Source organism: Brevibacillus sp. LEMMJ03, assembly GCF_007197875.1.
Lineage (GTDB): Bacteria > Bacillota > Bacilli > Brevibacillales > Brevibacillaceae > Brevibacillus > Brevibacillus thermoruber.
This window is the reverse complement of the sequence record NZ_VKJN01000029.1, coordinates 1-24,419: the sequence shown is the minus strand read 5'-3', so window position 1 is coordinate 24,419 and position 24,419 is coordinate 1. Positions and strand designations below refer to the sequence as shown.

Annotated in this window: 19 protein-coding genes; all 19 read left to right on the top strand. The window is 47.2% G+C overall.

From position 1 onward, the window contains the following. Nucleotides 1-1,353: 1,353 nt before the first annotated feature. The 19 genes from FOI68_RS21885 (at nucleotide 1,354) to FOI68_RS21795 (ending at nucleotide 24,322) form a co-directional block, all read left to right on the top strand. Nucleotides 1,354-1,776, top strand: coding sequence for an ArpU family phage packaging/lysis transcriptional regulator (locus tag FOI68_RS21885; RefSeq protein WP_304488791.1), 423 nt, complete (start codon nucleotides 1,354-1,356; stop codon nucleotides 1,774-1,776). A 1,215-nt stretch (nucleotides 1,777-2,991) separates the two neighbouring features. Then, the gene (locus FOI68_RS21880) at nucleotides 2,992-3,177 is read left to right on the top strand and encodes a hypothetical protein (RefSeq protein WP_143864313.1); all 186 of its coding nucleotides are present in this window, start codon (nucleotides 2,992-2,994) and stop codon (nucleotides 3,175-3,177) included. Between the two features lie 418 nt (nucleotides 3,178-3,595). Next, on the top strand, nucleotides 3,596-5,368 hold the full coding sequence (locus FOI68_RS21875) for a DUF5348 domain-containing protein (protein WP_185974014.1): 1,773 nt from the start codon (nucleotides 3,596-3,598) through the stop codon (nucleotides 5,366-5,368). A gap of 14 nt (nucleotides 5,369-5,382) precedes the next feature. Beyond that, nucleotides 5,383-5,832, top strand: a complete 450-nt coding sequence (locus tag FOI68_RS21870) for a reverse transcriptase-like protein (RefSeq protein WP_143864311.1) — start codon at nucleotides 5,383-5,385, stop codon at nucleotides 5,830-5,832. A gap of 646 nt (nucleotides 5,833-6,478) precedes the next feature. After that, nucleotides 6,479-7,066, top strand: a complete 588-nt coding sequence (locus tag FOI68_RS21865) for a metal-dependent hydrolase (RefSeq protein WP_143864310.1) — start codon at nucleotides 6,479-6,481, stop codon at nucleotides 7,064-7,066. Between the two features lie 152 nt (nucleotides 7,067-7,218). Next, nucleotides 7,219-7,605, top strand: a complete 387-nt coding sequence (locus tag FOI68_RS21860; protein ID WP_044899194.1) for a hypothetical protein — start codon at nucleotides 7,219-7,221, stop codon at nucleotides 7,603-7,605. Nucleotides 7,606-7,892: 287 nt separating this feature from the next. Then, nucleotides 7,893-8,531, top strand: a complete 639-nt coding sequence (locus FOI68_RS21855; RefSeq protein ID WP_143864309.1) for a hypothetical protein — start codon at nucleotides 7,893-7,895, stop codon at nucleotides 8,529-8,531. Next, nucleotides 8,524-10,392 carry a VirB4 family type IV secretion system protein gene (locus FOI68_RS21850; RefSeq protein ID WP_143864308.1) on the top strand — a complete coding sequence of 623 codons (1,869 nt, stop codon included), beginning with the start codon at nucleotides 8,524-8,526 and terminating at the stop codon, nucleotides 10,390-10,392. The genes FOI68_RS21855 and FOI68_RS21850 overlap by 8 nt, the downstream gene beginning before the upstream one ends. Nucleotides 10,393-10,399: 7 nt before the next feature. Further along, entirely contained in the window at nucleotides 10,400-12,487 is a 2,088-nt protein-coding gene (locus FOI68_RS21845; RefSeq protein ID WP_143864307.1) for a hypothetical protein, read from the top strand. Nucleotides 12,488-12,547: 60 nt separating this feature from the next. Beyond that, on the top strand, nucleotides 12,548-12,925 hold the full coding sequence (locus FOI68_RS21840; RefSeq protein ID WP_185974013.1) for a hypothetical protein: 378 nt from the start codon (nucleotides 12,548-12,550) through the stop codon (nucleotides 12,923-12,925). Beyond that, nucleotides 12,922-15,030 (top strand): peptidoglycan DD-metalloendopeptidase family protein, encoded by a 2,109-nt coding sequence (locus tag FOI68_RS21835; protein WP_143864305.1) that lies wholly within the window; start codon nucleotides 12,922-12,924, stop codon nucleotides 15,028-15,030. The genes FOI68_RS21840 and FOI68_RS21835 overlap by 4 nt, the downstream gene beginning before the upstream one ends. A 9-nt stretch (nucleotides 15,031-15,039) precedes the next feature. Continuing rightward, entirely contained in the window at nucleotides 15,040-15,468 is a 429-nt protein-coding gene (locus FOI68_RS21830; protein ID WP_143864304.1) for a hypothetical protein, read from the top strand. A 10-nt stretch (nucleotides 15,469-15,478) separates the two neighbouring features. Next, on the top strand, nucleotides 15,479-16,726 hold the full coding sequence (locus FOI68_RS21825) for a hypothetical protein (protein WP_143864303.1): 1,248 nt from the start codon (nucleotides 15,479-15,481) through the stop codon (nucleotides 16,724-16,726). Between the two features lie 11 nt (nucleotides 16,727-16,737). Continuing rightward, nucleotides 16,738-17,352 carry a hypothetical protein gene (locus tag FOI68_RS21820; RefSeq protein WP_143864302.1) on the top strand — a complete coding sequence of 205 codons (615 nt, stop codon included), beginning with the start codon at nucleotides 16,738-16,740 and terminating at the stop codon, nucleotides 17,350-17,352. Nucleotides 17,353-17,377: 25 nt separating this feature from the next. Further along, on the top strand, nucleotides 17,378-18,715 hold the full coding sequence (locus tag FOI68_RS21815; protein WP_143864301.1) for a CpaE/TadZ family protein: 1,338 nt from the start codon (nucleotides 17,378-17,380) through the stop codon (nucleotides 18,713-18,715). Beyond that, on the top strand, nucleotides 18,712-19,560 hold the full coding sequence (locus FOI68_RS21810) for an S-layer homology domain-containing protein (RefSeq protein ID WP_143864300.1): 849 nt from the start codon (nucleotides 18,712-18,714) through the stop codon (nucleotides 19,558-19,560). The genes FOI68_RS21815 and FOI68_RS21810 overlap by 4 nt, the downstream gene beginning before the upstream one ends. A gap of 57 nt (nucleotides 19,561-19,617) precedes the next feature. Beyond that, nucleotides 19,618-21,573 (top strand): hypothetical protein, encoded by a 1,956-nt coding sequence (locus FOI68_RS21805; RefSeq protein ID WP_143864299.1) that lies wholly within the window; start codon nucleotides 19,618-19,620, stop codon nucleotides 21,571-21,573. 13 nt (nucleotides 21,574-21,586) lie between these two features. Continuing rightward, complete coding sequence (locus FOI68_RS21800) at nucleotides 21,587-22,762, top strand: fibronectin type III domain-containing protein (protein ID WP_185974012.1); 1,176 nt, start codon at nucleotides 21,587-21,589, stop codon at nucleotides 22,760-22,762. 12 nt (nucleotides 22,763-22,774) lie between these two features. After that, nucleotides 22,775-24,322 (top strand): fibronectin type III domain-containing protein, encoded by a 1,548-nt coding sequence (locus FOI68_RS21795; RefSeq protein WP_143864297.1) that lies wholly within the window; start codon nucleotides 22,775-22,777, stop codon nucleotides 24,320-24,322. Nucleotides 24,323-24,419 lie beyond the last annotated feature (97 nt).

Here is a 24,419-nt window from a genome sequence, read left to right as displayed (position 1 = left end):
GTGAAGAGAGGGGAGGCAGACATGCAAGCGCCTTTTACCAGCAGTAAATCGACTTTCACGGCCAAGAGACGCCGACGGAATGGCGGGAGGCGTCCACTGACGACATCTGGGGAGCTACGGGCGGGTAGTCTTCGGGTGTCGTTTTCACTGGCCTACCATGTTATGGCTTCTCAGGTCTGCTGCCGAGAAGTCAGAGAAAACGAAGAAGTATCAGGCCCTCAATTAGTTGACAGTCAGGGGGATGCAACTATGCCTGGAAGCATTTCAAGACGATCTTCCAGCGCTGTTCCTTCTGGAGAATGTACTCCGAATCAAGACGCGTGGGGACCGACTACTGAAAGAAATTAAGCGGCTTCTGACAAAATACGGGTGTTCCGGACGATCCGGCCGGTAGCAATATGCAGCGGCTACAGTGGAAAAATAGGGTGCGCCCGGCACTTATCCTGGCCGGCGGTGAATGGAAGAATTGGCGCCATTACCGACGCAAAAAACTTTTTATGGTAAGGCTTGCACCTTCTCCGAACGTCAGCCTAAGTGGAATCAACCGTGGGATACACGGAAATCGCTTGGTGCCGCAAGGCAGAACTCCCTAGGGACAGGAGTGCTCCCAAGAATCCCACGCTTTAGCCGTGGAGAGTGTCAATTCAATGGGGACTTTTTCTAAGCAGATTACTGCCTGACAAAACGGTGATTCGAGGAGGATTTTCTCGTTGGGAATGCAGTCGTGAGGGTTGATTTGACCCCTTTGGCAATTGTTTCTGAAAAACGCGAATTGAAGAAATAGGATTCCATTACCGTCCTGCGCATACCATTTTCTCCTGTAAAAAAAAATCCTTCCGTAAGAGGAAGGACTGAAAGGTACAAATTTCGCTGAAGAACTGTGATCAGTATATGCAGGCGGAACCAATTACGCTCTTCACAATTAGGGTGATTTTTCCAGAAACATGATTCGTTCGATTATCATTTCAATCTGTTTGTACATCTTCAATCGATTTCGCCAATTTAAATCAGTTGCAGGGAATCTCGATGTCAACTGTTCTCTCATAGTTTCTAGTACGTTAATATCGGTAATTGAATTTAAATGTCGGATAAATTCCTCCGACTTCACAACTCCTCATCAACATTTTTAGTAGTATATGGGGGATTGTGATTTTTTGTGAAGGGCTATTGACTATGAGAAACGAAATGAAAATTATGAGGCATACTTAACAATCTAAGAAAAAACAAAAGTCCCCTTCCGGGAGCCATGGAAAATCTGTCTAAGAAAATAATACCATGGCCGACCTGAAAAGGGGGATTCGGAAGATGAGCACACATAAAAAAGAGGAGCAACTTCGCTTTAACCTGCCTTAGATCGACAGGGAACCTACTCGAGACCGAGAAGAGGTAGCCCTGGAAACCTGCCGACTGTACATGCAGATCGGGTATCATCTAGAAATAGAAGCGAAGACGACGCCGGCATACAGCATGTCCCCTGCAAGCCAAACAAACGCCTTTCATAGCAGCATAGAGACCACAGCTCAAAAGAACGTGGATGAGGAGCGGCGCCGGCGTGAGCATGTACGACGTGTGACAGCAGCAGTTGACCGACTGGGGCCGTTGGAAAAGAAAATCATCAAGAAACGGTATCTAGAAGACGACGACGTCGTGAATTATGCTGTCTGGCCGGAGCTGAACCTGAGTGAAAGGAAATACTACCGTATCAAAGCAAGGGCGTTTTACAAGCTCGCCTTGATGCTGAAGTTGGAGGTCTACGTCGAAGATGAGTCGGCGTAAAAATGGCAGGAAAGTGGCAGACATTTGGAAGGATAATGGCAGGATGTTTGGTCATAGACATGCTACTATGGTATCAACGCGAAATGAGGATAGCCGTTCGGGATTGAACCGGGCGGCTCTTCTTTTTGAAGGAGGCAAACACCATGCTGCTTCTCCAAAAGTGGCAGTGCCATCGCTGCGAAAAAGGTTGACTGGTCATCCAGGAGGACGCTCAGGACCGGGAAGTCGGTTGTCCGTATTGCCTTAAGCGCGACCAAGCTGAGGTGGTTGCTGAACAATCACCTGAGGACAACTACGAAGACGAAATGGGCTGCCTGTGGCCGGGATATAACGAGTTTGACAAGCTGGCACACCTGATGCTGACCGGTCGGGTATCTCAAGAAGAGGGGACAGCGTATTTCAACGCACGGCTACGTGGTGAAAAACCAAAGCCGCCCTGGACATAATCATCAGCCGCCCAGGCAGATGTTGGGTGGTTTTTTGTTGGAGGAAAGCACCATGAAATGGATTTTGAAACTATCACGCTGGTTGGCGCCTTTCAATCAGCAGCACCCACGCAATCGCAGAGAGCGTAGGCATGGAAGGACGTGGTGAGATGGTTCTGGTGAAGATCACCCTGCCGGTCAAAGAGTGGGAAGACTGCGTGCTGGCATTCCGAGAAAAAGAAAAATGCAAATGGCAACGAAAACTGGAGGCGCAGCGCACGGGGAAGTAACATCTGCGAGGGTAGGCCACTGCGTATACTTGTTCCCCGTCCAGTGCATATCATATTCGTATACGCCAATCCTCCCCCAAGTGTGCAGTGTCACGTCCCATTGGCGGCAAGCAGGGGCAAATGCTTGTCGGTGGGCAGTCACCTCCGTGCCCGGCTGCACTACCTCTAAAGCCTGTGACCGCAGCAGACATAAGGATTGGATCGCGGCGGAGGCCCCTGCCGAAGGAAGTGGGGCTTGCCTTATGGACAAGTTAACGGTCTTACCTCAAAATGGGAGAAAGAGAGGGAGCGCTGTGTTTATTCCATGTCAAAAATGCAATAACGGTTTGATGAAACTTCAAGATGTTTACGAAAGAAATGGAAAGAAAGTGGCTGTGTATGTATGTTTAAACCATGAGTGCTCAGCTATTTCTTATCATGACTATGCTAAGAGAGATTATTGATTATTATCTTTGACAGCACCCACGTGGTGCTTTTTTCATGGAGGTGGGTGACGTGTAGTGCGACAATTTGTTGACCCGGAAACGGGTGAGGTTTTCTACGAGGAACAAATCCTCCGGCGCCCGGACGAGATCGTCAAAGTGTTCCGTCCAGCCAGCCGTAGCGTCAAGTTCGTGAAAACCAAAGCCAGCCAGAAGGCAAAGCGACGGCTCAGAAAACTGGCACTCGTCGAGGCTGGTTTTTAGTTGAAGGCGGCATGGGGAATAAAACGGTATGAACAAAAAGAAAGGAGGAAAGAAAGAAGGGACTAGATGCCGCTAGTCCCTTTCTAATTCCGCTATGAATATAAATAAATTATACCAATTTTATGTGTATTTGGTCAACCATTTCCTCGTTCGTATCCATGATGTTGCAGATGTGTTTGCAGTACACAGAGCAACCGTTTGGCGGAACATACGGAAACTTGAGATTGCCAATCTGATTCGGACAAAACGGACATGCGAAGGAATCAAAATTGAGAAGATAGGTGAGTGGCACGAGGATGTATCACAGGTCAAAGTATTCCCGAGGAAAGCACGGGACAGTAATGTTGCATCCAAGACGATTCTGAGAGAAAAGAAGAGGAGGTTAGAGTCGAAAAAAGGGGGCAGAGGAAATGCCAAAATGGAGCAGATAGTTCCTAATGTTGCAGCGGAAATGGAAAGCCATGTTGCATTCGGCCCAAGTCTCAAGTGCGTGGATACAGCTGGCAATGTTGCACAAGAACCGGCTGCTACTAATGTAAGTTATATAGAAAACCATATAGTACCCCAGTTGGTTACGCGCGCGTGTGTTAATCCTGCAACGTTGGTCAATCAGCAGGCGGGGACCACGGCTCTAAATCCATTTGATCGTGACGAGGGTGAAATCACTGCAGTCTCTCTCGCAAATGTATTGATTTTGCCAGCGAGAGTTTCCACGGACCGTGTTCGAGCTACTGCAACATGGATACGTGAGTGGATTGACCTTCCGGTATATCTCCACCATCTTGGGATTACGGTTCAAAGGGAAAATCGATCGGGTGAGCATCCCTGCTTGTGCCCGCTACATGGGGATACCGAACCAAGTATGTATGCCAACAGGGAAAAAGGCATCTGGTACTGTCATGCTTGCTCCATTTCGGGCGATGCTGCGGAGATGGTCCGACACATGTACGGAATGCGCTTTGGAGACGCAGTACGGAAGGTGCTAAAGGACGTCCGACAGCTATTGCAAAAAGACGATACCCGAGTCCTCTTAGCAAAACCAGAGGAGGCTTATCGTGCTTGGCTTGATTGGGGGAAATCCAGGAGAATCCGTAGTCAAACAATGCACAAGCGGGAGACGACCATCGTTTCAAATAGTCTCCTCAAAATGCAACGACGGGAACAGGCCCATAAGTATGCTTCCGATCTTTGTCTCTCCGATGATGCTCAGAACTATCTAAAAGAAAGGGGATTGGATGCCAATACCATCCGAATGTATGGCATTGGATGGGATCAGAAGACCAACAGTATCGTATTCCCCAACCGAGACGCAGTAACAGGAGATGTGCTTGGGTTTACGTATCGGTCCATCGTTCCCACTTCAAAAAAACGATACCGTAATACGCCTGACGACAGCCTCTTTCAAAAAGGGGCTGTTTTATTTGGTCTTTATGAAGTGTTGGAAGAGGCAAAACGCAGCAAGACACTCTATTTGGTAGAGGGGGGATTTGATGCGATCTTATTGCGTCAAGAGCTTCGGGTACCGGCTGCGGCCATGCAAGCTTCACATCTATCCATAGAACAAGCGTGCCTGATAGAGAGGGTTGTTGGAAAAGACGTGAAGATTTACGTTGTCCGTGATAATGACGAGGCGGGCGAACAAGGAGCTGAATTGTCAAAGAAGACCCTTCAAAGTAAAGGTTTCGATTATGAAGTGCTGAGGCCGAAGGATGTTTTTAAGGATATTGCCGAGCAACTTCAAACTGAAAAACAAGAGAGGATGAGAACAATGGACAAAATCAATCACATGAAAGATTTACTGGAGAAACTGCCATTATCGGTTACCGTTCAGCAGGTGAATCGATGCCTGGAAAATATTGAGCCGAGCGTTTTATCTGCTGATGAGCGACTGACATATCATCTTTTGTACAGAGTTACAGAAAACTTGGAAGCAGCTTTGTATGATCTTAGCTACTTGAACGGTAAGGTTACTGCTCAGGGGCGCTTGTACAAAAATAGCAGCGGTAGATATGCCATCGACGAGGATCATTACTTCACCTGCGGAGAGATCAGCGAAATATTGGTGAACGAAGAAGAGGACGGCGGATACTGGGTACGAACCAGAATTGAACACAATGGGGACGACTATTACGCAATAGCTCGGCCAAAGATCAATCTTCAAGGTACGATGGCGAGGGTTCGAAATCTGTAAGGAGGAAAAAAAGGATGGTGCAGGACAAGATGTATACAGGTTGCTTTGACATCACCCGGAACAATAAGAGTCTGTACGCTGTTGCGTGGTTAATCTCTCCGGAAGGTGAAAGGGTGTGGGAATTTCAAAAACGTGTTGAGGGGCTTGATCGGAACGAGGCGTCCTATTATGCGCTCCAGATGCTGCTTGAAGAAATACTCGTCCGCAGCATTACAGCGGTTAAGTTCCTCGGTACAAATTCACTTGTGATGAAGCAGGCAAGTGGCCAATGGCAGGTTAAAAAAACACGCTTGTTCAAATATTGTGTGAAGGTAAGAAGTCTCCTTGCAAATCTTCGCCATTTCCAGTTTGAACGGCTTGATCGAGAACAACAGGAAGAGGATCAGGAGGTGTCATTCAGTCCTGTTCCTCAGGTGGGAGGCGGACAAGAGACGGAACAATTTGTCATGGTGAGTTTCTGGTAATTTGATACTTGCAAACATTCCCATGATGATTTATGCTATATCTTGACAATATGCAAGTGCTTAAATTATACGCACATTTAGTCTCGCTTGAAAAAGCGATATTTTTATTGCTCAAACATCTCAAAATCATCCATTTTTGTATGATGATTGGGGGTATTACTATTGAAATTAATTCCCGTGACCTTACGTGACTTTCCGTATTTAGAGCCTGTTGAGTGGACGTTCAAGAAAAAGGGGTATCGAGGGAAGGTTACATTTCGTCGTGATTCCCAAACCTACGTTTTTGAGATTGAATCTCCAAAAAAGTATCGGTCCTTGGATGACGGGAAAACATTTGGATCACTTGAGGAAGCAAAAAAAGCGGCAGAATCTAAAATTGACATGTTCGATACCGTATTTGGTCGGTTACTCGCTTTGAAGTAGGGGCCCTGTTGCAAAGGGCTTTTTGTTTTGTGCACGAAAAGTGAAAGAAGGCTTATTCGATGGGGATTTTGTTTGAGATCAACAGTCATGTTCAACGATTGCTTTCGGAGCGAGCCAAGTTAAAGCGAGAGTTATGTACATGTCCTCCCGAACGAGTGGCCATTCTACGGGAAAAGTTAGATGATATCAATAAGCAGTTACTTAACCTGAAGGAGAGCCTGCCATGCTAGGACGCACACACATGACTGTTGCGGTTGCAGCGTACTGCTCGTACAAGCTACCGCATCAATGGGATGCATTGCCGCTATGGGTAATGGGACTGGGCACGGTCATTTTTACATCGTTACTTCCTGATATAACGGAGCCAAGAAGTCGAATGGGTGGGATGTTAATGCCCTTCGTTCCTTCTTGGCTCCGCCCCTTTGTTTTCTTGGTGGTAGGAGGGATGCTGGTTTATTACGGATGGGGAAAGCACGAACTGTTATTCATGGCTATTGGGTTTGTTCTGCTTTTACTGGTGCTTGTGAAAAACCGGGAAAGCCCCACACATGGCTTTGTGGGGATCGGCGTCGTTGTAGCGTTTGCTTGGTCGTATCAACCTAACTTGTGGATGCCGGCCCTGATTGGGTACGGTTCTCATCTCGCCTTGGATTTCATTTCTGAAAAGATTGCGCTGTTTTCTCCGTTGAGCTCAAGACGCTTCGGTGTAACGCTTTTTCAGACTGGTTCAACCGCAGAGCGGCTGATAGTCCAATGGGGGGCGATTTTCTACACTGCTTGGATTACTATTCAGTCATATCTCTCGATTTAGGAGTCGTTGCATTAGATGCCTGGTATTCAAGAGATACCGGGCTTTTTCTATTTGTGAGGGGTGCTGCAATTTATACGTGAAAGGAGGGAGGATGTTTCTTCGTAGCTAGCCTCGACATTTTTTATTGTAGACAAAAGGAAAGGAGAATTCGTATGAGCTGGACTGTCCGATCAGTCAAGATTCTGATGCTCGTTGCCATTTTGTTCTCGTCACTGTTTGTCCCAATTCATCAGGCTCAAGTAGCCTATGCAAAGGTAAACGGCAAACCACATTTTGATCCATTTGGACTGGCCGAAGGAAATCCCGAAAATGATTTTAGCAAGTTGATCAACAAAATCTTTAACTGGGTGATCGGAATAGCTTTAGCTTCATCCGTCATTTCTGGTGCGTTGCTAGGGTTCTTTCTTAACTTCATCGCCTTGGGGCAAAACGCACGACAGACCGCAAAAACATGGGGTTTCGGGATTATTATCGCGTTACTGTTGATCGCAAGCCTGGTTACGTTAGCCAAGGTCATTTACAACATGCTGCAGCCGTAATAAGGATGTGGATCCGATGCGTGCAAAAGTACCAAAAGGGATAAAAAACGACATCCCGCTTTTCGTCTTGTCCAACACACAATGGATCATTTGCATTGTATCGTTTACCGGATTGCTTGTCTCCATTTCCATTGGATTGTATGAGATTGTCCCCTTGTTTCCCATAGCAGGGGGATATCTCATGTTTCGAAAAATCAAAGGGGAATCTCCGTGGATCGTGTGGTGGCGCCGATTCTTGTTCCGGTTGAGACCGAAGAGGGTGATTCGAAGGGAAAGGAGAGGATACATTGGACTCCAGAAAGAGCATTAGTTGGCCGGAGTATCTGGAACTGGAAGATGTCCAGGATGGACTTGTGATCCTTTCAAACGGCCGTTACCGAAAGTATTTGGAGATTTTCCCCATACCCTTAACGCATTGCTCGGAAAAAGAATTACGGAATGTTTATCTGGGGTGGCAGGATTTCTTACGGACATTGGAGATTGAGATTGCTTTGTATATCCAGAGTCGCCAAGTTGACCTGGAAGAAGTGATGAAAAGACAAAGAGAAAATCGGATCAATTTTGTCCGTACCTATAACGCTTCCGGTTCAATGACGGAGGCGTTTTTGATGGAGCAAGAACACTTCAATCGCGAGTTGCTGGCATCGAGAAACCTGCCGGTTCGCCGTAATTTTCTTGTGTTTCCGTTGGATGACCCAACTCGATCACCGGAAAAAGCCAATGACTTTCTCGATGATCGCATCGAAGAGTCTTTGGGGCGTATCCAGCGATTTGTACGACGGTACAAACGTCTGGAGACTCCGGACGTATACGACATTCTCCATGCCTGGTGCAATAAAAAACAGTCCAAGTACATCTCGGGTGTTGATCTCTACGAAAAGGGATTTCACAGCTTGTTTGTGAGAGGGGTGCCCGCGTTTGCTTAACCTGAAAACAAAAGTCAAGTTCACCCGGTCGGCCAAGAAGGAGAAGGATGATGAATATCGTCCGATCCATGATTTTATTGAAGTGTTGGCTCCAAACTCTGCTGATCTCTCACCTGCTACGTACATTCAGGTAGGAGAGAGGTACATCCAATCGTTTTTTGTAGACGGGTGGCCATCTGAAATTGACTTTGGATATCTTCACCCGCTTGTGAGTTTCCCGGGGGATATTGACTTCATCCAATATATCGCCCCTATTGATAAAGACAAGATTTTGTCTTGGCTAACGAACCGAATCGAAGGAATCGAATCCAAACTCATTGATCGTGCCAAGCAAGCGTCCAGCCGTGGTGTACTCTCCAAGCAGGAGGAGCTGGCCATGCTCCAGCAATTGCGGTCTGATATTGATAACAATCGAGATCGCATTATCTACTTCGATAACTTCATCATTTTGGCGGCCAACAACCAGGAAGAGTTAGAAAAAAAGGCAGACCGCCTCATGTCAAAGTTTGGCGGAACCAAGGACTGCCTCAAGCCGGCAGACCATGAGCATGACCTGATGTTCAAAGCGGTTAGTCCTCTGGCCATCAAGCGAAAAGAAGCGTGGAAGGAGATGAATTTGGCTGCGGGAACCAACCTGTATCCCTTCACCGTATCGGATTGGCCGCATGAGGATGGCCCGATATTGGGACTAAACTATGACGTTGGCTCTCCTGTCCTTTTTGACGGGTTTAACAAGGAGCACGTGAATAACTTTGGAATCTCTTTGATCGGTGTTTCGGGAACAGGGAAAACCGCCATGCTTCAAAAGATCATTGCTGGGGAGGTGCCTTACGGCGTTTATCATGCGGTGATTGACCAGGAAGGAGACCTGAAAAAAACCATTGAAACCTTGGGAGGTGTCTACCTGCCGATTAGCCGTTACTCCGATTTGCGGTTTAACCCGGCAGACATCGAGGTAGAACACCACAAAGAGCGTGGCTTGATTGTGGATCTACAGGGGAAAATCGAGGATATGGTCAACCTGTCAGCAGCGATGGCGGGGTTAACGGACAGTGCTGATCATAAGGTAATTGCAGCATATATGGACCGAGCGTGGCGCAGGGCGTATGAAAAGTGTGGGATTGCGGAAGATCCACGAAGTTTGTATCATGATGCTTACTTTGATCCTCAGAATGGACAATTCGTCACCAAGCAAAAAAAGAAACCGCCGCAATTTGGGAACTTTTATCATGAGTTTTGTTCGCTCGCGGAAGGAATCAACGAATTACAAGGAACCGTACTTACCCTTGAACGCTTTACCGATAAGGGAACCCTTGGGATCTTTGATTGTCAAACCAATGTGGAGCTCGGAAAGGCCCCTTGTGCGGGATTTGGCTTGAGGGATCTTCACAATTCGGAGTTATTACCGATTGCGAACATTGTGGTTCTTTCTTATCTGGAGAACCGCTTTTTGAAAAAGCGCGATCTGGACGATGGTTCGCTGTTCCGCGTCGATGCGGATGAGTGCCAGGAACTCTTCAAAAACCTGTATTCTGCCAAGGCACTGGAAACCTATTTCCGGCGGTTCCGCAAGAGAAAGGGAGGGCCGATTGCGGCAACCCAGAACTTCCAAAAGTTTTATGAGAATGAACACGGAAGAGCTGTCATTCAGAATAGCGACACGAAAATTATCTTTGCTCAACACGAAGGCGATCTGCAGAGATGTGCCGAGCTGTTCAAACTAACCGAAGGGGAACTGGAATTTTTGGGGATGGGATTAGCTCACCACGCGATCATTAAGCAGCCGAAATACAGTGTGCGTGTGGTTACACAGTTTTCTCCCTGGGAACAAGAGATTTTCTTCCCAGAGCATGGGGGGTGAGCAAGCATTGTGGAGACGTGTCGTAATCCTCACCGTGGCCATCGTCATGCTTACCGGAGTTGGTCTGACAACATTCGGTGTGTATAAGGCAGATGCCGGTAAGGGTGGGGTTGTCGGAAGTTGGATCGGAAAACTTTTCAAAGACGGGTGGTTTGGAAAAATTACGGATAAGGCAGCGAAAGCGGGGGAAAAAGCAAAGAAAGTTTATGACAAGGCAAAATGGGGAGCGATTATCACCGGTATCGGTGTTTCAGCGTATGATATTGCCTTTAATGACGCCAACTTCCTGGGTAGCAGTGTTGGATTCGTCGTTCAGCGGGTAGCTGCATGGTTAGAACTATTAATTCCACCGCCGGAGCGGCAAATCTTTAACTTTGAAATTGTGAAAAGCGAAGACGGTACGGAAGAGGTTCTATTTAAGGACAAAGATCGTTTTGCCTACTACCGGTTTGACGAAAATACTTGGCAGACCATTAAATACATCTACTACTACATGATGGGGATCTTTTGGGCAGGTGCTGTCATTATCGTTGGATATCAGGCAAACTACCTGATGTTCCCGAGCGGTGTTCAGGATCGCATTACTGCCCGAAGTATTATCTCCACCATGGTCCTTTCAGCATTGGCGACCCTGTTTATTCCCTTTCTCGTGGGGATCTATTCCGATATCGCCATGCTATTTGTTGCCCTGTTTGCCAATCTGGTTGATCCGGAAATTGTCGTGCAGGGATTATTGAATTACACCATTGATGACAAGTTAACAGAAGCCATGTTGAAATTGATCGCCCTGGCTCAGCACGGGATGATCTTTTTTATTTACTTCATGCAGAAGATTGTCATCATGGGGTTATTGGTGCTGTTCCCGATCATTGCGATGCTGCAAAACTTTCCGTCCAAACGTCATCTGTTTGGTTTGTGGAATCGGGAAATGCTGACCAACCTGTTCACGCAGCCGGTTCATGCCTTGCTGTACTGTTTTGCCTTCAATCTCATGCAGGATGCACCTGATGTGGAGAAGATTGCTTACTCGGCTGTCTTATTGCTTGCGATCATTCCATCAGGAGCTTTTGTACGGGAAGTTTTTCAGGGGGGCGGATTTGCCCATGAGGGAGCTGGTTGGTTACGGAAGATGGCCTATCTGACTCTTTCAGGTCTTGGAATTGCGGGTGTAATGAACACAGGAAAATTAGCCATGCAAAGCTTTCAAGGGATACGTGACGCTTATCAACAAAGCGGATTGGCTCAACCTGGAGAAAGCTTTACGCAATCCATTGGACATTTCTTGCGGCGTGGATTCCAGTTTAGTGCAGGGGCATTTGGAGGATTGGCTGGAATGGCATTGGCAGGTGCGCCCGGTATGATCGCAGGAACGAAAGTGGGTTCCAGACTTTCCGGATATGCGGCCAACCAATTCACCGCGGCAGCGTCGTCACCTGAAGTACGAAAGGGTCTCCACAGCGTAGCATCTCGGCTTCCGTTTTTGGACCGTGATTATCATCGCCAAAAGGCGGCAGCCTACCAGCAGATGATGGAATTACCACAGAAGTGGGCAGAGGTCCGTCAGCAAGAAGAGGAGGCGGCGTTTGCTCTCCGCCAAGCTGACAGCCAGATTAGCCCGGTTTTTGCGGCGAAGCAAGATCACCTGCAGGCCAAACGTAACCTCGACGCCGTGTATCAACAAATGGAGCCGGAAGAACGCGTAAAAGCGAGAAATCTGTTACAACAACATGAAGAGGCGTATCACCGTTCGCGGCCGCAGTTAATTTATGCAAACCAGACAATTCAGGATGCCAAGCGAACGTATGAGAGGGCGTTGGCCGATTACCAAGCCATCAAACCAAACACTCCGGAAAAGAACATGGCTCGCCAGCAGGTAGAACAAGCCTTCAAGCAGTTACAGCAAGCGAAACAGGCTGTGAATCCTGTGTATCGTAGTCAAGATGTTCAAACACTCACAAAAGCCGGTTATCGCCTGAGTTCTTCCCTTGCGCAATATTTGGAAGCTGGCTATCAAGTGAACCAGGCTGCACAGAGAGTACAGCGAGCAGAATCTCATGCAGGTGCACGATACGAGGATCTGGAACGAACCTATTAAGGAGCAGCGGAAAACTATCAACAAGCTATGGCTGGAAGGATGAACGTAGAGGGGCAGAAAATGCATCTTGAAAAAGTTACCGGAAAGGTGATTCCTTTGTCGCCTTCCGGACCATCCGTTCCGGTGAGGAAGTACCGTATTGAACCGGTATTTACCCCGGCACCACAACAAGCCGCTTTCCGGGCCGTATCTCAAGGGAATCGTTCACCCCAAAGTTCATCAGGAACGGCATTTCGGCCGACCTTTCAACAAACGTTTAAACCCGTTGAACCCGCATGGTTCGCTGATCCGGTTACTGAAAAACAAGCCTACACACTAGAAAAATTGGGGGTTCCAGCAAACACAGTAAAGAATAAGGGGGAGGCACACTTGATTATCAGCAGTTTCAAAAAAGGTGAAGATGGATCGGAACTCCAAAGGAGATTCCGTAACGAATGATGGAACGATTGAAAAAGGTGGGCCTGCTCATGGCCCGCCTTCTTTTTCGTTATGTCAAACGAATGGCACTCTCTCTCATTTTGAGCATGATTCCACTGATTGTCATTGTGCTTCTCGTGATGTTAACCCTAGATTCGATGTTCAATCTTACAGGGGGAATGCTGAACTTCACCGGAAGAGATGACTTTGATCCTAAAATCGGTTTGGAAATAAAAGCGGCGTACGAAAAGAAAGCAGACACATGGAAAGAAAGTTTGACAGAAGAAGAAATTGCCCAGGTCTACCAGTACGATCATCAGTTGTCATGGGGCATTCTGGCTGCGATCGACAAACTAGCCTACAACTTCGATGATCTTTCGCAAATGGAAAAGTATTTGAACCAAACCTACGAGCTGGTTAAGCCGGAATTTCGTTTTCGAAAGGCTTGTGACGGCCGAATTCTGCTTGATTTTGCTCATACCTATATCGGGACCTATCAGTATCATTACCAAACCGTTTATGAGAAGCAGCCGGACGGCACCAAAAAATGTCGTGAGGTGTTGGCCCGCGTAGACACGGACTTTTCGTATGAAAAACTGAAACAGTCACTTCGACACTATGGCTTGGAAGATAACCAGAATGTTGACATCGTTATTTTTCAAGCCTATGGGTTTGATCGGGACTTAAAAGATACCCGTGTGAAGTACCTGCTGCCGCCGGAAATGCAACAAGTGATTGCCCGATCACCAATTGGTTCTGCCCCCAGAAATGAGCGGGGAGAAATCGACTTGTATGCTCTCCTGCCGGAACGAACGCCAAAAGAGTTTATTGAATCCATGCATGCAAAAGTTCAAGTCTACGACAATTCGTGGCGTATCAATAAAGGCAGGACACCGCTAGGTACACTTCCCCGAAGAGGAAGCGAAACGCGATTCGGAACGATAGCGGTTGCCAAAGATAACCCGTACGGTCTTCAACTTGGGATGAAAGTATATATTCCGAGGTACGGGTACGCCATTGTGGAGGAGTTCTCAGATAACATCAATGATGACATCCTAACAGATCGTTTCGTCGATAAGGTGGCCAAGTTTTTATTCTTGTCCTATGATCTCCTCACTTCCTGGTTAGACGACATCACCAATCGAACCAAAAAAGAGGAAGTCGTTTATCTTTTCATGGGTGGAGAAGAGACAGATGAGGAGAAGTTGGTTAAGGCTCAAGCTTCCCTGAGTAGTGCGTACACGGTTTATTATCAATCGATCCCCATCTATATTCTCAACCCGGACTTTCAAATTGAGCCTCCAAACTTTGAAGTGAGGGGAAAGACATTTTGGGATGGCAGTACGTGGCCCATTACAAGTTGTTTTTGTTACCGAGAACTCTATGGTAAACGAGAATTCCACGATGGGGTCGACTGGGGCGTTCCCGAATATATTCCGGTCCTGGCGATTAACTCAGGGATCGTGCAGATTGCGAAACACTCGGACTCGGCCGGGAATTATGTGGCGTTAAAACTGGATACACAAGTCCACGAAAATAATCGTACGCAGGACATCGTTGTTCGTTATCTTCACCTAAGTAAGTACGTGGTATCTCCTGGACAGAGAGTGCAGCAGGGGGAAGTAATTGGGTATGTTGGCAGTACAGGGAGAAGTACCGGCGCTCACCTACACATGGATGTCACCATCGGAGGAAAACGTCGGGATCCACTCAAGTGGATCGACTTCATGAAAGCAGACGGTCTTCTGGACGTTTACGGGGAACAACCCAGTTTCGAAGGGGGCGAGATTTCCAATCCGGATACAGAAAAGATGGAGTATGTGGGCGAGTTTGAGATCACTGCGTACACGGCCGGCAAAGAATCAACTGGAAAGGAGCCTGGAGATCCCGGGTATGGGATCACTGCTTCTGGGAAACCAGTGCGTCCCAATCATACAATCGCTGCCGATTGGGCGGTTATTCCAGCGGGTAGCATTGTGAAGATCGAGGGATTGGAGCCCTACTACGTGGTCGAAGATGTGGGCAGTGACATCAAGGGAAATCGAATTGATATCTATATGCCCGAGCTAGGAGATGCCTTGCAATTTGGAAGACAAAAACGTCGGGTCTGGATCATGAAACACTAGGAGGGGCGTATGAAGAAGTGGGGATGGTGTCTCATTATTGTTTGGTTGTTGCTTAGCTCGGTCGCTTATGCCGAACAAGAGCAGCAGCCCCCAAACGACGTGGCTAATCGCATTTTATCTGGATTGGAGGAAAGTCAAAAAGGGACGTTTATCATAAAGGAGTCGTCCTCTTTGGAAAATGATGCGTTCCTTGATTGGTTGGAGAAAAAAACAGAAGTGATTCGATCATGGTTAACAGAACTGTCTTTGAAACTATCCGTGAAGTTTCTCTTAATGGTGGGACCGTTTCTCATTTTGGGATCGGTGCTGCTGTTTTTTTTCGGATTAAAAAAAATTCTGGCATGGATTTGGTCCTTTATAGCCTTTGTCGTACTAGGATTGTTTTTAACAATCCATGGCATCCCATTATTACGCAAATTCATTGAATTCCTCCAGTGAGGTGATTGCCTTGAAAATTGTTTTTGCCACAGGGGACGAAGCGCTGGATGATTATGTGAGCAAAAAGGATGGCATTTTGGAAGTCGGCAGGGCATTGTATGCGGAACAGCTTGTCACCATGGTTCCTACATTGAAACCAGACGTTGTATTGTTTTCGGAAACTATTCCGACTTCTCGTTTTGATCAGAAAGCGGGACATGTGGGGGCGGAGGCAAACATTCTCAAAATCATGGAGTCGATTGTCGAAGAAGGGATTCGTGTTGTCATGATCCTCAATGATCGCCCTCCAGGTCATCCCTTTTTGGAAAGACTGATTGGATTGGGAATCTATGATTTGATTATGGGGGATACCATCAAGGTGGATCAGGTGATTGACGCCCTTCATCATCCCGGAACCCGTAGACAGGTGAAACACCTTCTTCGTCAGGAAGAGGAGCTTACTTCTGAGGATACCTACCGGGCAAAAGAGATTAAGCTAGTAACGACTGAAGAAGAAAAGCAGGAGAGTTACCAACGGCCGATTAGCCAACGAGTATTCCGAATTGCCAAGTCCATGACGGACGTAAGTGAAAAGCTCCGAAAGAAATGGGAAACCCGCGGGAAGGAAAACGCAACAGCTCCCGAAACGACAACATTGGTCCAGAAATCGGTTGTTGAGGTTCACCAGAAAGAACCAGAAGCGACTCCGGAAAAGGTTATCGTGCTGTATTCACCTGAAGCGACTGGAAAAACATATGTCGGCGTGAATACGGCCATTGCCGCAGCCAAACGATTACGGGTTCCCGTTTTGTATAAGGATTGTACAACTACATGCAAGACGAAACTTTGGTTTAACGCGCCAACGTTTCCGTTTACGCTATCCGACATCCCTCTTACAGTCGCAGGGAGGGATGCTAAACCTTCCGCCAAGGTTGGTGTACTAATTGTGGAAGCAGCCAAAAAAGATGATATCCCACCAGGGGCAGTTGTGTACGTAGTCGTAGACTCTGATTATGCCCGGCAAGTGATCATCAGTAAGTCGCTGGATGGAATCCAACCTGCCGGATTGATTTGGAATATGGCATATGAGGAAGCTTGTCATCCCCAAGATATGATTCCACTTCTCCTTGTGTTAACGCTTCCCTATGATCGTAAGGCCTATGGGGACACTGCAAAAGGTATCCCCCGAGCGTTTTCAGATGAGGCGCTATGCGATCGATTGGTAAAGATCATTCAAATGGACCCACTCCATCAGTACATGAGAAGTGGTATCGGATGAGGATGCACGACATGCGTGTATGGCAGAAACGGGACTATCGTTTGTTCTATGGGATGATGGCAACCGCTGTCATCTGTTTTCTTTCTCACTTTTATGTAGGGAAGTTTCTTTTGTACCTGGCAGCACCTCTGTATGTTGGCGCCATCGTTTTTGTTTTTTACGGGATTGGCAAACGCGACGCGCTCAAGAAACGATACTATCGTGAAGCCAAGCGGATTGGCCTGGAGAGAACGTTTTTGATCCCCTATAACGAGTCCGACGACGAAATCTGGTTTGAACTTCATTTGATGGAACCAGTTGAAAAGCAAAAAAGTACACCTGTTCGGGTATTGAGGCAGTACACCCGTGATTTGCAACGGTTGTACGACTTCGCCAAAACGTATCCGAAAAAAAGGGTGGTATTCGTCGGAACGACCCATCAAACGTTAACGGTTGCAGCGATGAATGCAGCCAAACGGCTAGGTCTTGCTTACGAGGTAGCGCCAATCAAACATGACAAATCAGCTCCGATGACAAAAAGAGAGTGGAGAGGTGTACTACGGAAGATGTATGGCGGCGATCAAAAGATACGAGCACCGGCGAAAGGGGAGTGGCGCACGTTAATTGTTCGTGTTGAAAATCTATGAGACAACAAACGAAAGGAAGGTATTTATGCTTGCGACTCAAACAAAACGCATTTTTTCTACAGTTCCCCTGAAGAATCAAGACGCAACGGTTGTTTCACCTGATCAACTGCTGGCCCATGTGCAAGAAACTCTAAATGCCATTGTGTATCTCCTCTGGCCAGAAGATAAGGTTCTGCTACCCCTTCTGAGGGATCATGCAACGGTGTATGTCCTTGGGAATCTCAAGAGCGAACAATACGTCGAAGAAATGAAGGAAGCATTGCGGAATGGTGCCCATGACTTTCTGGATCGTATGGATCACATTTCCACCGCTATACATGAAACAAATAAAACAGAAACGGATACGAAGCCTGTTGAACACGTCATTCGCTTGGTACCCAGGACAAGACCATCTTCTTCGGTTCCCCGGAGCAAAGAACAGTCAATGTTTTCGGAACCGATTGACCATGAAGAGCAGCAAAGGAAGGAAGAAAAACAAGAGTTCCATCCTCCGATAGACAAGCAACCCGAGACTGTATCCGTCAACTTTACACGTCTGGATGAACTTCACATCCGACCCATCGGGGGGCGACAGATGTTCGTGGTTACCTCTACAAAGGGGGGAATCGGAAAAACGACTGTTGCCATGAACGTGGCCCGGCTGTTGCATGATTATGCAAACGGTCGGGTCATTCTTGTTGACTTGATGCACCCACACGGCAATGTAGCAACTCGAATGCGGATCAAGACGGAAGTAAATCTGAAAACGTGGGAGCCGTACTTCGAAAACAACGCGCTTGTAACAGATCAAGTAATTCTCACCAAACTGGTGGTCAAGCATCCTAACGGCCTGTATGTGCTGCCAGGTGTGAATGTGGGACAATCTTGCTCTCCCGAACTTGTCGGCTACATTTTGACCCATCTCAGCCGGACTTTCGACTACGTGGTGATTGATATCGGGCCAGAGCGGCAAGACCTCCTGAGCGTGGCAATGTCGATGGCGAACAGGACCCTGCTGGTCGTTGACTATGATTTGGCAACCATCAAGGATTCACAGGAATATCTGGATCTTTGGAGCAGACGGCAACTATTCTTAGAAAAAATCAGTGTGTTGGTCAACTTTGAGCCGACGAAGAAAGACCGGAATACCCTGACGAGGGAAAAATGCAAAGCCTACCTCAACGGGTTGTCCATCATCGGGTTTCTGCCGGAGGCGGCCGGCATGCGGGCCATTCACAATGAGGGGAAGGTGCTGGTACAAGAAGATAAATCCCATCCCTTCTCTGTTGCCCTCATCGGAGTTATGGAGTCGCTCGTATCCGGATTTACGCTTAAAGAGAAACGAGGGTTTTTTGCAAGGCTGTTTGGAGGGAAAAAATCATGAAGAAGTTTTTAGCAGTAATTTTGGCGCTTTCCCTTGTGGGAAGCGCCCACTCTTTGGCGTTTGCGGAAAAAAAGGCTACGGTATCAATTCCTGAAGGGACGAGCACTTATAAAATCGTGGACAAGGAGGGGAATTTTGTAGATTTGGTGTTTTCGTACAAAGAAGATGAGATCACTGTGGTGGTTTCGGTCCCTAATTCCGAAACCGCCCCCAAAATTATAACGGTTCCTCTGAGAAAAACAGAAAAAACAAACAGAGACAATGCTGGAGTAGATAGTAAGAATGATTCGATGTTCATGGTACCCACGGATTCAGTAAACCATTGGGCCAGAAACGACATTCTGCTTATGAATCAGCTTGGTTTACTGCGTGGCTATCCAGATGGAACGTTTAAGCCGGAAAAAGCCATCACCAGAGCAGAGTATGCTGCACTTTTGGAGCGCGTGTTAAAAATGACATCATCAGTTCCTCAGCCAGTGGAAACAACCGTTTTTACGGATGTGAAGCCAAGTGACTGGTTTTTCGGGCCGGTGTCATCTCTGGTAGTACGCAAAAACATCAATCCAGCCATATATTCGGAACGGCTTTTCGCGCCTAATGCTGCGATTCCACGCGAAGAGATTGCCCTCTGGACAGCCGTAGATGTTCCTGAAGTCTCTTCGCAAGATGTGACGTTCAAAGACGAAAGTGCCATGAAATATCCAGTTGACGTGAAGAAAGTAGCTGCTGCTGGACTCTTAAAGGGCTTTCCAGATGGAACCTTTCGCTCCACCGGTAGCACCACGCGTGCAGAAGCTGCGACCATGATGGTTCGCTATTTACGGATGAAAGGAGTTATCCAGTGACGCAAAGGGAGGATATGATCTAGTTTCTCTTTAGTATAAAGAAAGGGGATTAGGAGTATGGAAAACATAAAAAAACGGCCTAGGCTATTGGTTTGGTTTATGGTCATGGCGCTGGTGTCCTTCTCTTTGTTTTATGGAGAGTCACCTCGGGTATTGGCAGCAACACAATCAAAAACGTTTCCCGAGAGTACTTCACGAACACAAACTCAAACTTGGAAAATTCCAAATCTAAAGTCAGTTGTGAGCGTATCCGTCGAAACTGGTACAGTTTCATACACGTTAAGTGGGGATACCCTGACTCTGACTCTTTCGGGCGGAAGTCCTTCTCGTCAAGTGCAAACGGGCGGGTCACCTGCTGGAAGCAAGACGATTTCTAATTATAATCCAGTTCGAAAGTATTTCTATACGTATCATAATTACGCATCCTCAGGATCGTGCAAGTTTACAAGTGATCCTCCTAGCACGATTTCTTACGGACCTGACTCCGAAGGTTATTCAGGCACTTTAAGTAAAAAAGCTGTTGATGCGTGGCCTGTTAATATAGGTTCGTGTACTACAGCAACTGGAGCAAGCGAAACGCAGTTCAAACAGGATTATTATTATGAAGGTACCGTTTCCAAGCCAGATACGAGGACATATCAATACTACTATCAGTATACTGTTACGGTTCAATACCTTGATAATTCCGCACCAATACTTGTTATATCATCGCCAAGCAACAGTCAAGTAGTCTCTGCGGTAGATGGGCGTAGGACCATCACTATATCAGGTACAGTCACAGATACAGACAATAACACTGTAACTATTAGCGCCACGATCAACGGAAAAACCAAAACGACTTCCGTTACCAATACTTCTACATCAAAGCCTTGGAGTCTGATCTGGGATGTTGTAAATGACAATATTGGGCAAGGAACGTACAGCAACATCGTTGTAACAGCTGATGATGGAAACGGAGGGGTAAGCACATCCAATTACACTGGGACGATAACGGTGGACAAAACGAACCCAGTAATTACGATCACAGGGGTAACGAATGGTTCGACCTACCAAGACTCAGTGGCACCGTCTTTCTCCGCAACGGATTCCGGTGGCTCTGGCCTCGCGTCCGTAACTGCGACACTGAACGGATCTGCTTATTCGTCCGGAACGGCGATTACAACGGGTGGCGCTAAAACCCTCATCGTTACGGCAACAGACAATGCGGGAAATCAGTCGCAGCAGACCGTTAGCTTTACAGTTAACAAAAAGCCAACACTTACGTTGACAACTCTGGACAATCTCACACTGTCTGAAATTCCCGGATTCAATACTTACACAATTTCCGGGCAAGTGAACGACGCTGATGTTGGGGATGAGATCACGGTAAAGTATCAAATTGATTCAAATCCCGCGCAAATCATTGCAACAGAAACTTCTTCTGGGTCACCACAGTCATTCAATAATGACATCACGATTGACTCAACAATCCCGGAAGGGAACCATGTGTTGAAGGTTTGGACCGAGGATAATAAAGGGGGGATCAGCAGCATAGAATCCAGGAATTTTGTGGTGGACAAAACTCCTCCAGCAGCACCAACTTTTTCGGAAAATCCAACCGGACAGGCAGTCTCTAAAACCGTCACTATTAACTTTCCGTCCGATGCAAGTATAAAGGAGTATAAGATCGACGATGGCAACTGGACGACCTATACTGAACCGATCACGCTGACAAAAAATGCAACCATCTATGCAAGAGCGATCGATATAGCGGGTAACCAGAGCGATGCTTCACATTCCGTTACGTCGATCGGCCCGCCCAATCCGATTGTGAATGTCGTAGGGTTGTCGGAAGACAGCGTAAAAGTAACAGACACCCAAACATACCCTGAACCTGTAGAACGTCAGTTTAGCATTCTCAAAAGTGGGCAGATCGTCCAAAATTCAAACTGGACTGACGAAGTAGAATATACATTCTCAGGGCTTGATCCTAACACCATATATGATGTTCAAGTCGACGTCAGATTCAAGTAAGGGGTGGGGTATTGTGAAAAAAGTACGTCAGATGGCAATTCTAACGTTGTTAGGTTGCTTTTCTTTTGCTCAACTTTCATTCGCTGCAAGTGGGGTTTCTACGACCACCATTAACGTTGTAACCTTGGCCAAAACACCAACAAACTTAACACTCGATAAAACGGCAGCGACAGATACGTCGCTGCCTTTGCGTTGGGATGCGAACGGAAACCCTTCAAATACAGGGTATACTCTCGAAGTGTCGGAAGATCAAACCAACTGGACGGTTGTGCAAGACAATAGCATTGACGACATGGAGGAGACAGTCTCAGGATTGGCGGGAAACAAGATGTACTACTTTCGGGTATCGTCGTTCAACCAGGATTCACCTCCAAAGACAAACGGGGAGTACCTGACCGGTCAATTTCTGACGAAACCTGCAAAACCTCCGGCACCAACTGGGAGTGTCGATGGCCAAACCATCACGGTAAACTGGGAGAACGAGCCTGGTACGACGACCAAACTGTTTGACAGCAACGATCAACAGCTTACGATTAGCGACGGAGACACGAGCAAAACATTGGCCGACTTAACACCGGATACCGCATATGAGTTTTACATTGTTCATGCTAATGCGACAGGTGATTCAGTGCCCTCAGATAAAGTGAAGCTCTGGACGGATGCCAAGGTTCCAGCTAACTTGCGAGTGACTGACAGCACAGAATCGTCTTTGACCATTGCGATTGATGCAAACGGGAATCCGTCTACGACCCAATACAAATATCGGATCACCATAATCGATGGTACGGCCGTTGACGAAAGTGACTGGACTACAGACCTTACCTACAACTTTAGCTCTTTGTCGCCCGGAAGATATAAGGTATACGCAAAAGCCCGAAATAATCCGCAAAACCCGAATGCGAAGGAAACGGCTGAGATCGAGCTGGTGACGGGAACTGTACCGGCTACTCCTACAGTAGAAACTGTTCCGACAGAAGATTCGATCACAGTAACCCTTACACCGAATTCGGATCCAACGAATGTTGAATTCCGGATTGTTCTGCAGGATGAGAACGGCCAGGAGGTTGCTACTACGGATTGGGCACAAGCAGGAACAGGATGGGCAGCTTCTGAACTGAAACACACATTTACGAGTTTGCAGCCGAATAAGAAGTACAAGGTGCTTGGGGAAGCACGGTATGCAGAATAAGGAGGTTTCATGATGAAACAGCGCTGGCGAAAAGTTGGCTTGGCCCTTGTATTCTTGGCTGGCCAACCTGCTCAAACGATATTGGCGGCCAATCCGTCCATAGTTGCTGAGCAAGAGGAATGGACCTTGGCAACTGTACCTAGGTTGCATGTAATCGGGGTATCTGGAAATACTCACACCGTTCAAATTGACACGAATAACCCATCGGGAACGGAAATGAAAGTAGAGAAGTCGGGAGATCCCGACTTCTCTGTTTTTGATGTCGTGCAAGATTGGACACCACACAATGACGGAGATACGTTCTCGCTTGATCTGCAAGATGCGGAAACCGTGTACGTCCGTATCAAGGCACGAAATGGAAAAGGGCTTGAGACTTTGTACTCGGAGCCTCTTACACTCATTCAGGCTCCAGCCATGCCTACATTGGCTTCTCAAGATAGTACGGATCGTAGTATAACCTTGGTTGTCAATCCTGTGCAGGGGGCACATGTTTACAAGGTGAGACGCTCCGATTGGGATGAGGCGAAAGTGATTACAGGCACGACTTTTACAGATGATACGGTTTCGCCGGGAAGACCGTACACGTACGAGTTTTGGGCCGAAAATAGTGTCATGAGCAACAAAAATACGATCACCATTTGGACCAAGCCGGCGCCGCCGATCTTGAAAGTCCAAAACGTGACCGCAACGAGCATTACGTTAAAAGTTGACCTCAATGGGAATCCAGATGATGTTTTGATCGAGGCTAAACGTAAAGGAGGAAACCCTGTCGTAAATGGAACCTTGATCGAAGAAACCGGACTCAAGGAGAATACGGAGTACACCTATGAAGCCCGGGTTGTGTCTTCCAATCACGAGTATTCCGAATGGGTATCCAAAACACTTCGGACAGGAACAATGCCTGTCACTTCTGACCCCGATGAGGAATTTGACAAAGCTGCGGAGGACATTTTCTCCAGGGTTGTATACCAGGTGGATGCTGACGATAAAGGGGCATGGGTCGATGTCTCCGTGACAAACACCAGAGGAATGGATGTTCGTGGGACGGTCAACGGGATTAGCCAATTCTTAAATACTACGCCTGTTCGATATGGAGACCTTGAGTGGGATAAGGAATACCTCTTGACGGTCGTGGTGAGCGATGGCACCAGAATGAAGGAAAAGCAGTATTCGATTAAAACTCCGAAGAAAGGGACAACAGAAGAAGAGGCATTCCGTAAAGAAGCAGCACAATTTATCCAATCGATCAATCTGGTCGCCGATGGTCAGCTCAACTCCGGCAAAGCCTGGATTGACGTGGAGATACCACAAACAAACTTTGCCGTGACAGCAACCATCGAAGGGGTTTCCCAAGAGATCACAAAGAAAGTACGCTTTGACAATCTTGATGACAACGCTGTCTATGTGGTTTCGTTCGAGGTACGTAACGGCAAATACTCGTATCGCGGACAACGGGATGTCACAACCCCAAACCGGACAGCTCCAGAGGTGGTAAACATCTCGAAGAGGGATGGCATTCTGGAAATTGAGGTACTGACCAATTCAGAACTGAAGAATTAACAATGTGGCCCTCGTCGAGATGGTCTTATCCCCGTCAAGTGGACAGTTCAAAACAAGCCCTTGCTTTACGCAGCCTCAGCTCGGTATTGAACTGGGC

Coding starts and splice junctions, on each gene's coding strand:
- FOI68_RS21875 (WP_185974014.1), top strand. CDS start 3,596: ATGGAGCAGATAGTTCCTAATGTTGCAGCGGAAATGGAAAGCCATGTT.
- FOI68_RS21870 (WP_143864311.1), top strand. CDS start 5,383: ATGGTGCAGGACAAGATGTATACAGGTTGCTTTGACATCACCCGGAAC.
- FOI68_RS21865 (WP_143864310.1), top strand. CDS start 6,479: ATGCTAGGACGCACACACATGACTGTTGCGGTTGCAGCGTACTGCTCG.
- FOI68_RS21860 (WP_044899194.1), top strand. CDS start 7,219: ATGAGCTGGACTGTCCGATCAGTCAAGATTCTGATGCTCGTTGCCATT.
- FOI68_RS21840 (WP_185974013.1), top strand. CDS start 12,548: ATGCATCTTGAAAAAGTTACCGGAAAGGTGATTCCTTTGTCGCCTTCC.
- FOI68_RS21835 (WP_143864305.1), top strand. CDS start 12,922: ATGATGGAACGATTGAAAAAGGTGGGCCTGCTCATGGCCCGCCTTCTT.
- FOI68_RS21830 (WP_143864304.1), top strand. CDS start 15,040: ATGAAGAAGTGGGGATGGTGTCTCATTATTGTTTGGTTGTTGCTTAGC.
- FOI68_RS21820 (WP_143864302.1), top strand. CDS start 16,738: ATGCGTGTATGGCAGAAACGGGACTATCGTTTGTTCTATGGGATGATG.
- FOI68_RS21815 (WP_143864301.1), top strand. CDS start 17,378: ATGCTTGCGACTCAAACAAAACGCATTTTTTCTACAGTTCCCCTGAAG.
- FOI68_RS21810 (WP_143864300.1), top strand. CDS start 18,712: ATGAAGAAGTTTTTAGCAGTAATTTTGGCGCTTTCCCTTGTGGGAAGC.
- FOI68_RS21805 (WP_143864299.1), top strand. CDS start 19,618: ATGGAAAACATAAAAAAACGGCCTAGGCTATTGGTTTGGTTTATGGTC.
- FOI68_RS21795 (WP_143864297.1), top strand. CDS start 22,775: ATGAAACAGCGCTGGCGAAAAGTTGGCTTGGCCCTTGTATTCTTGGCT.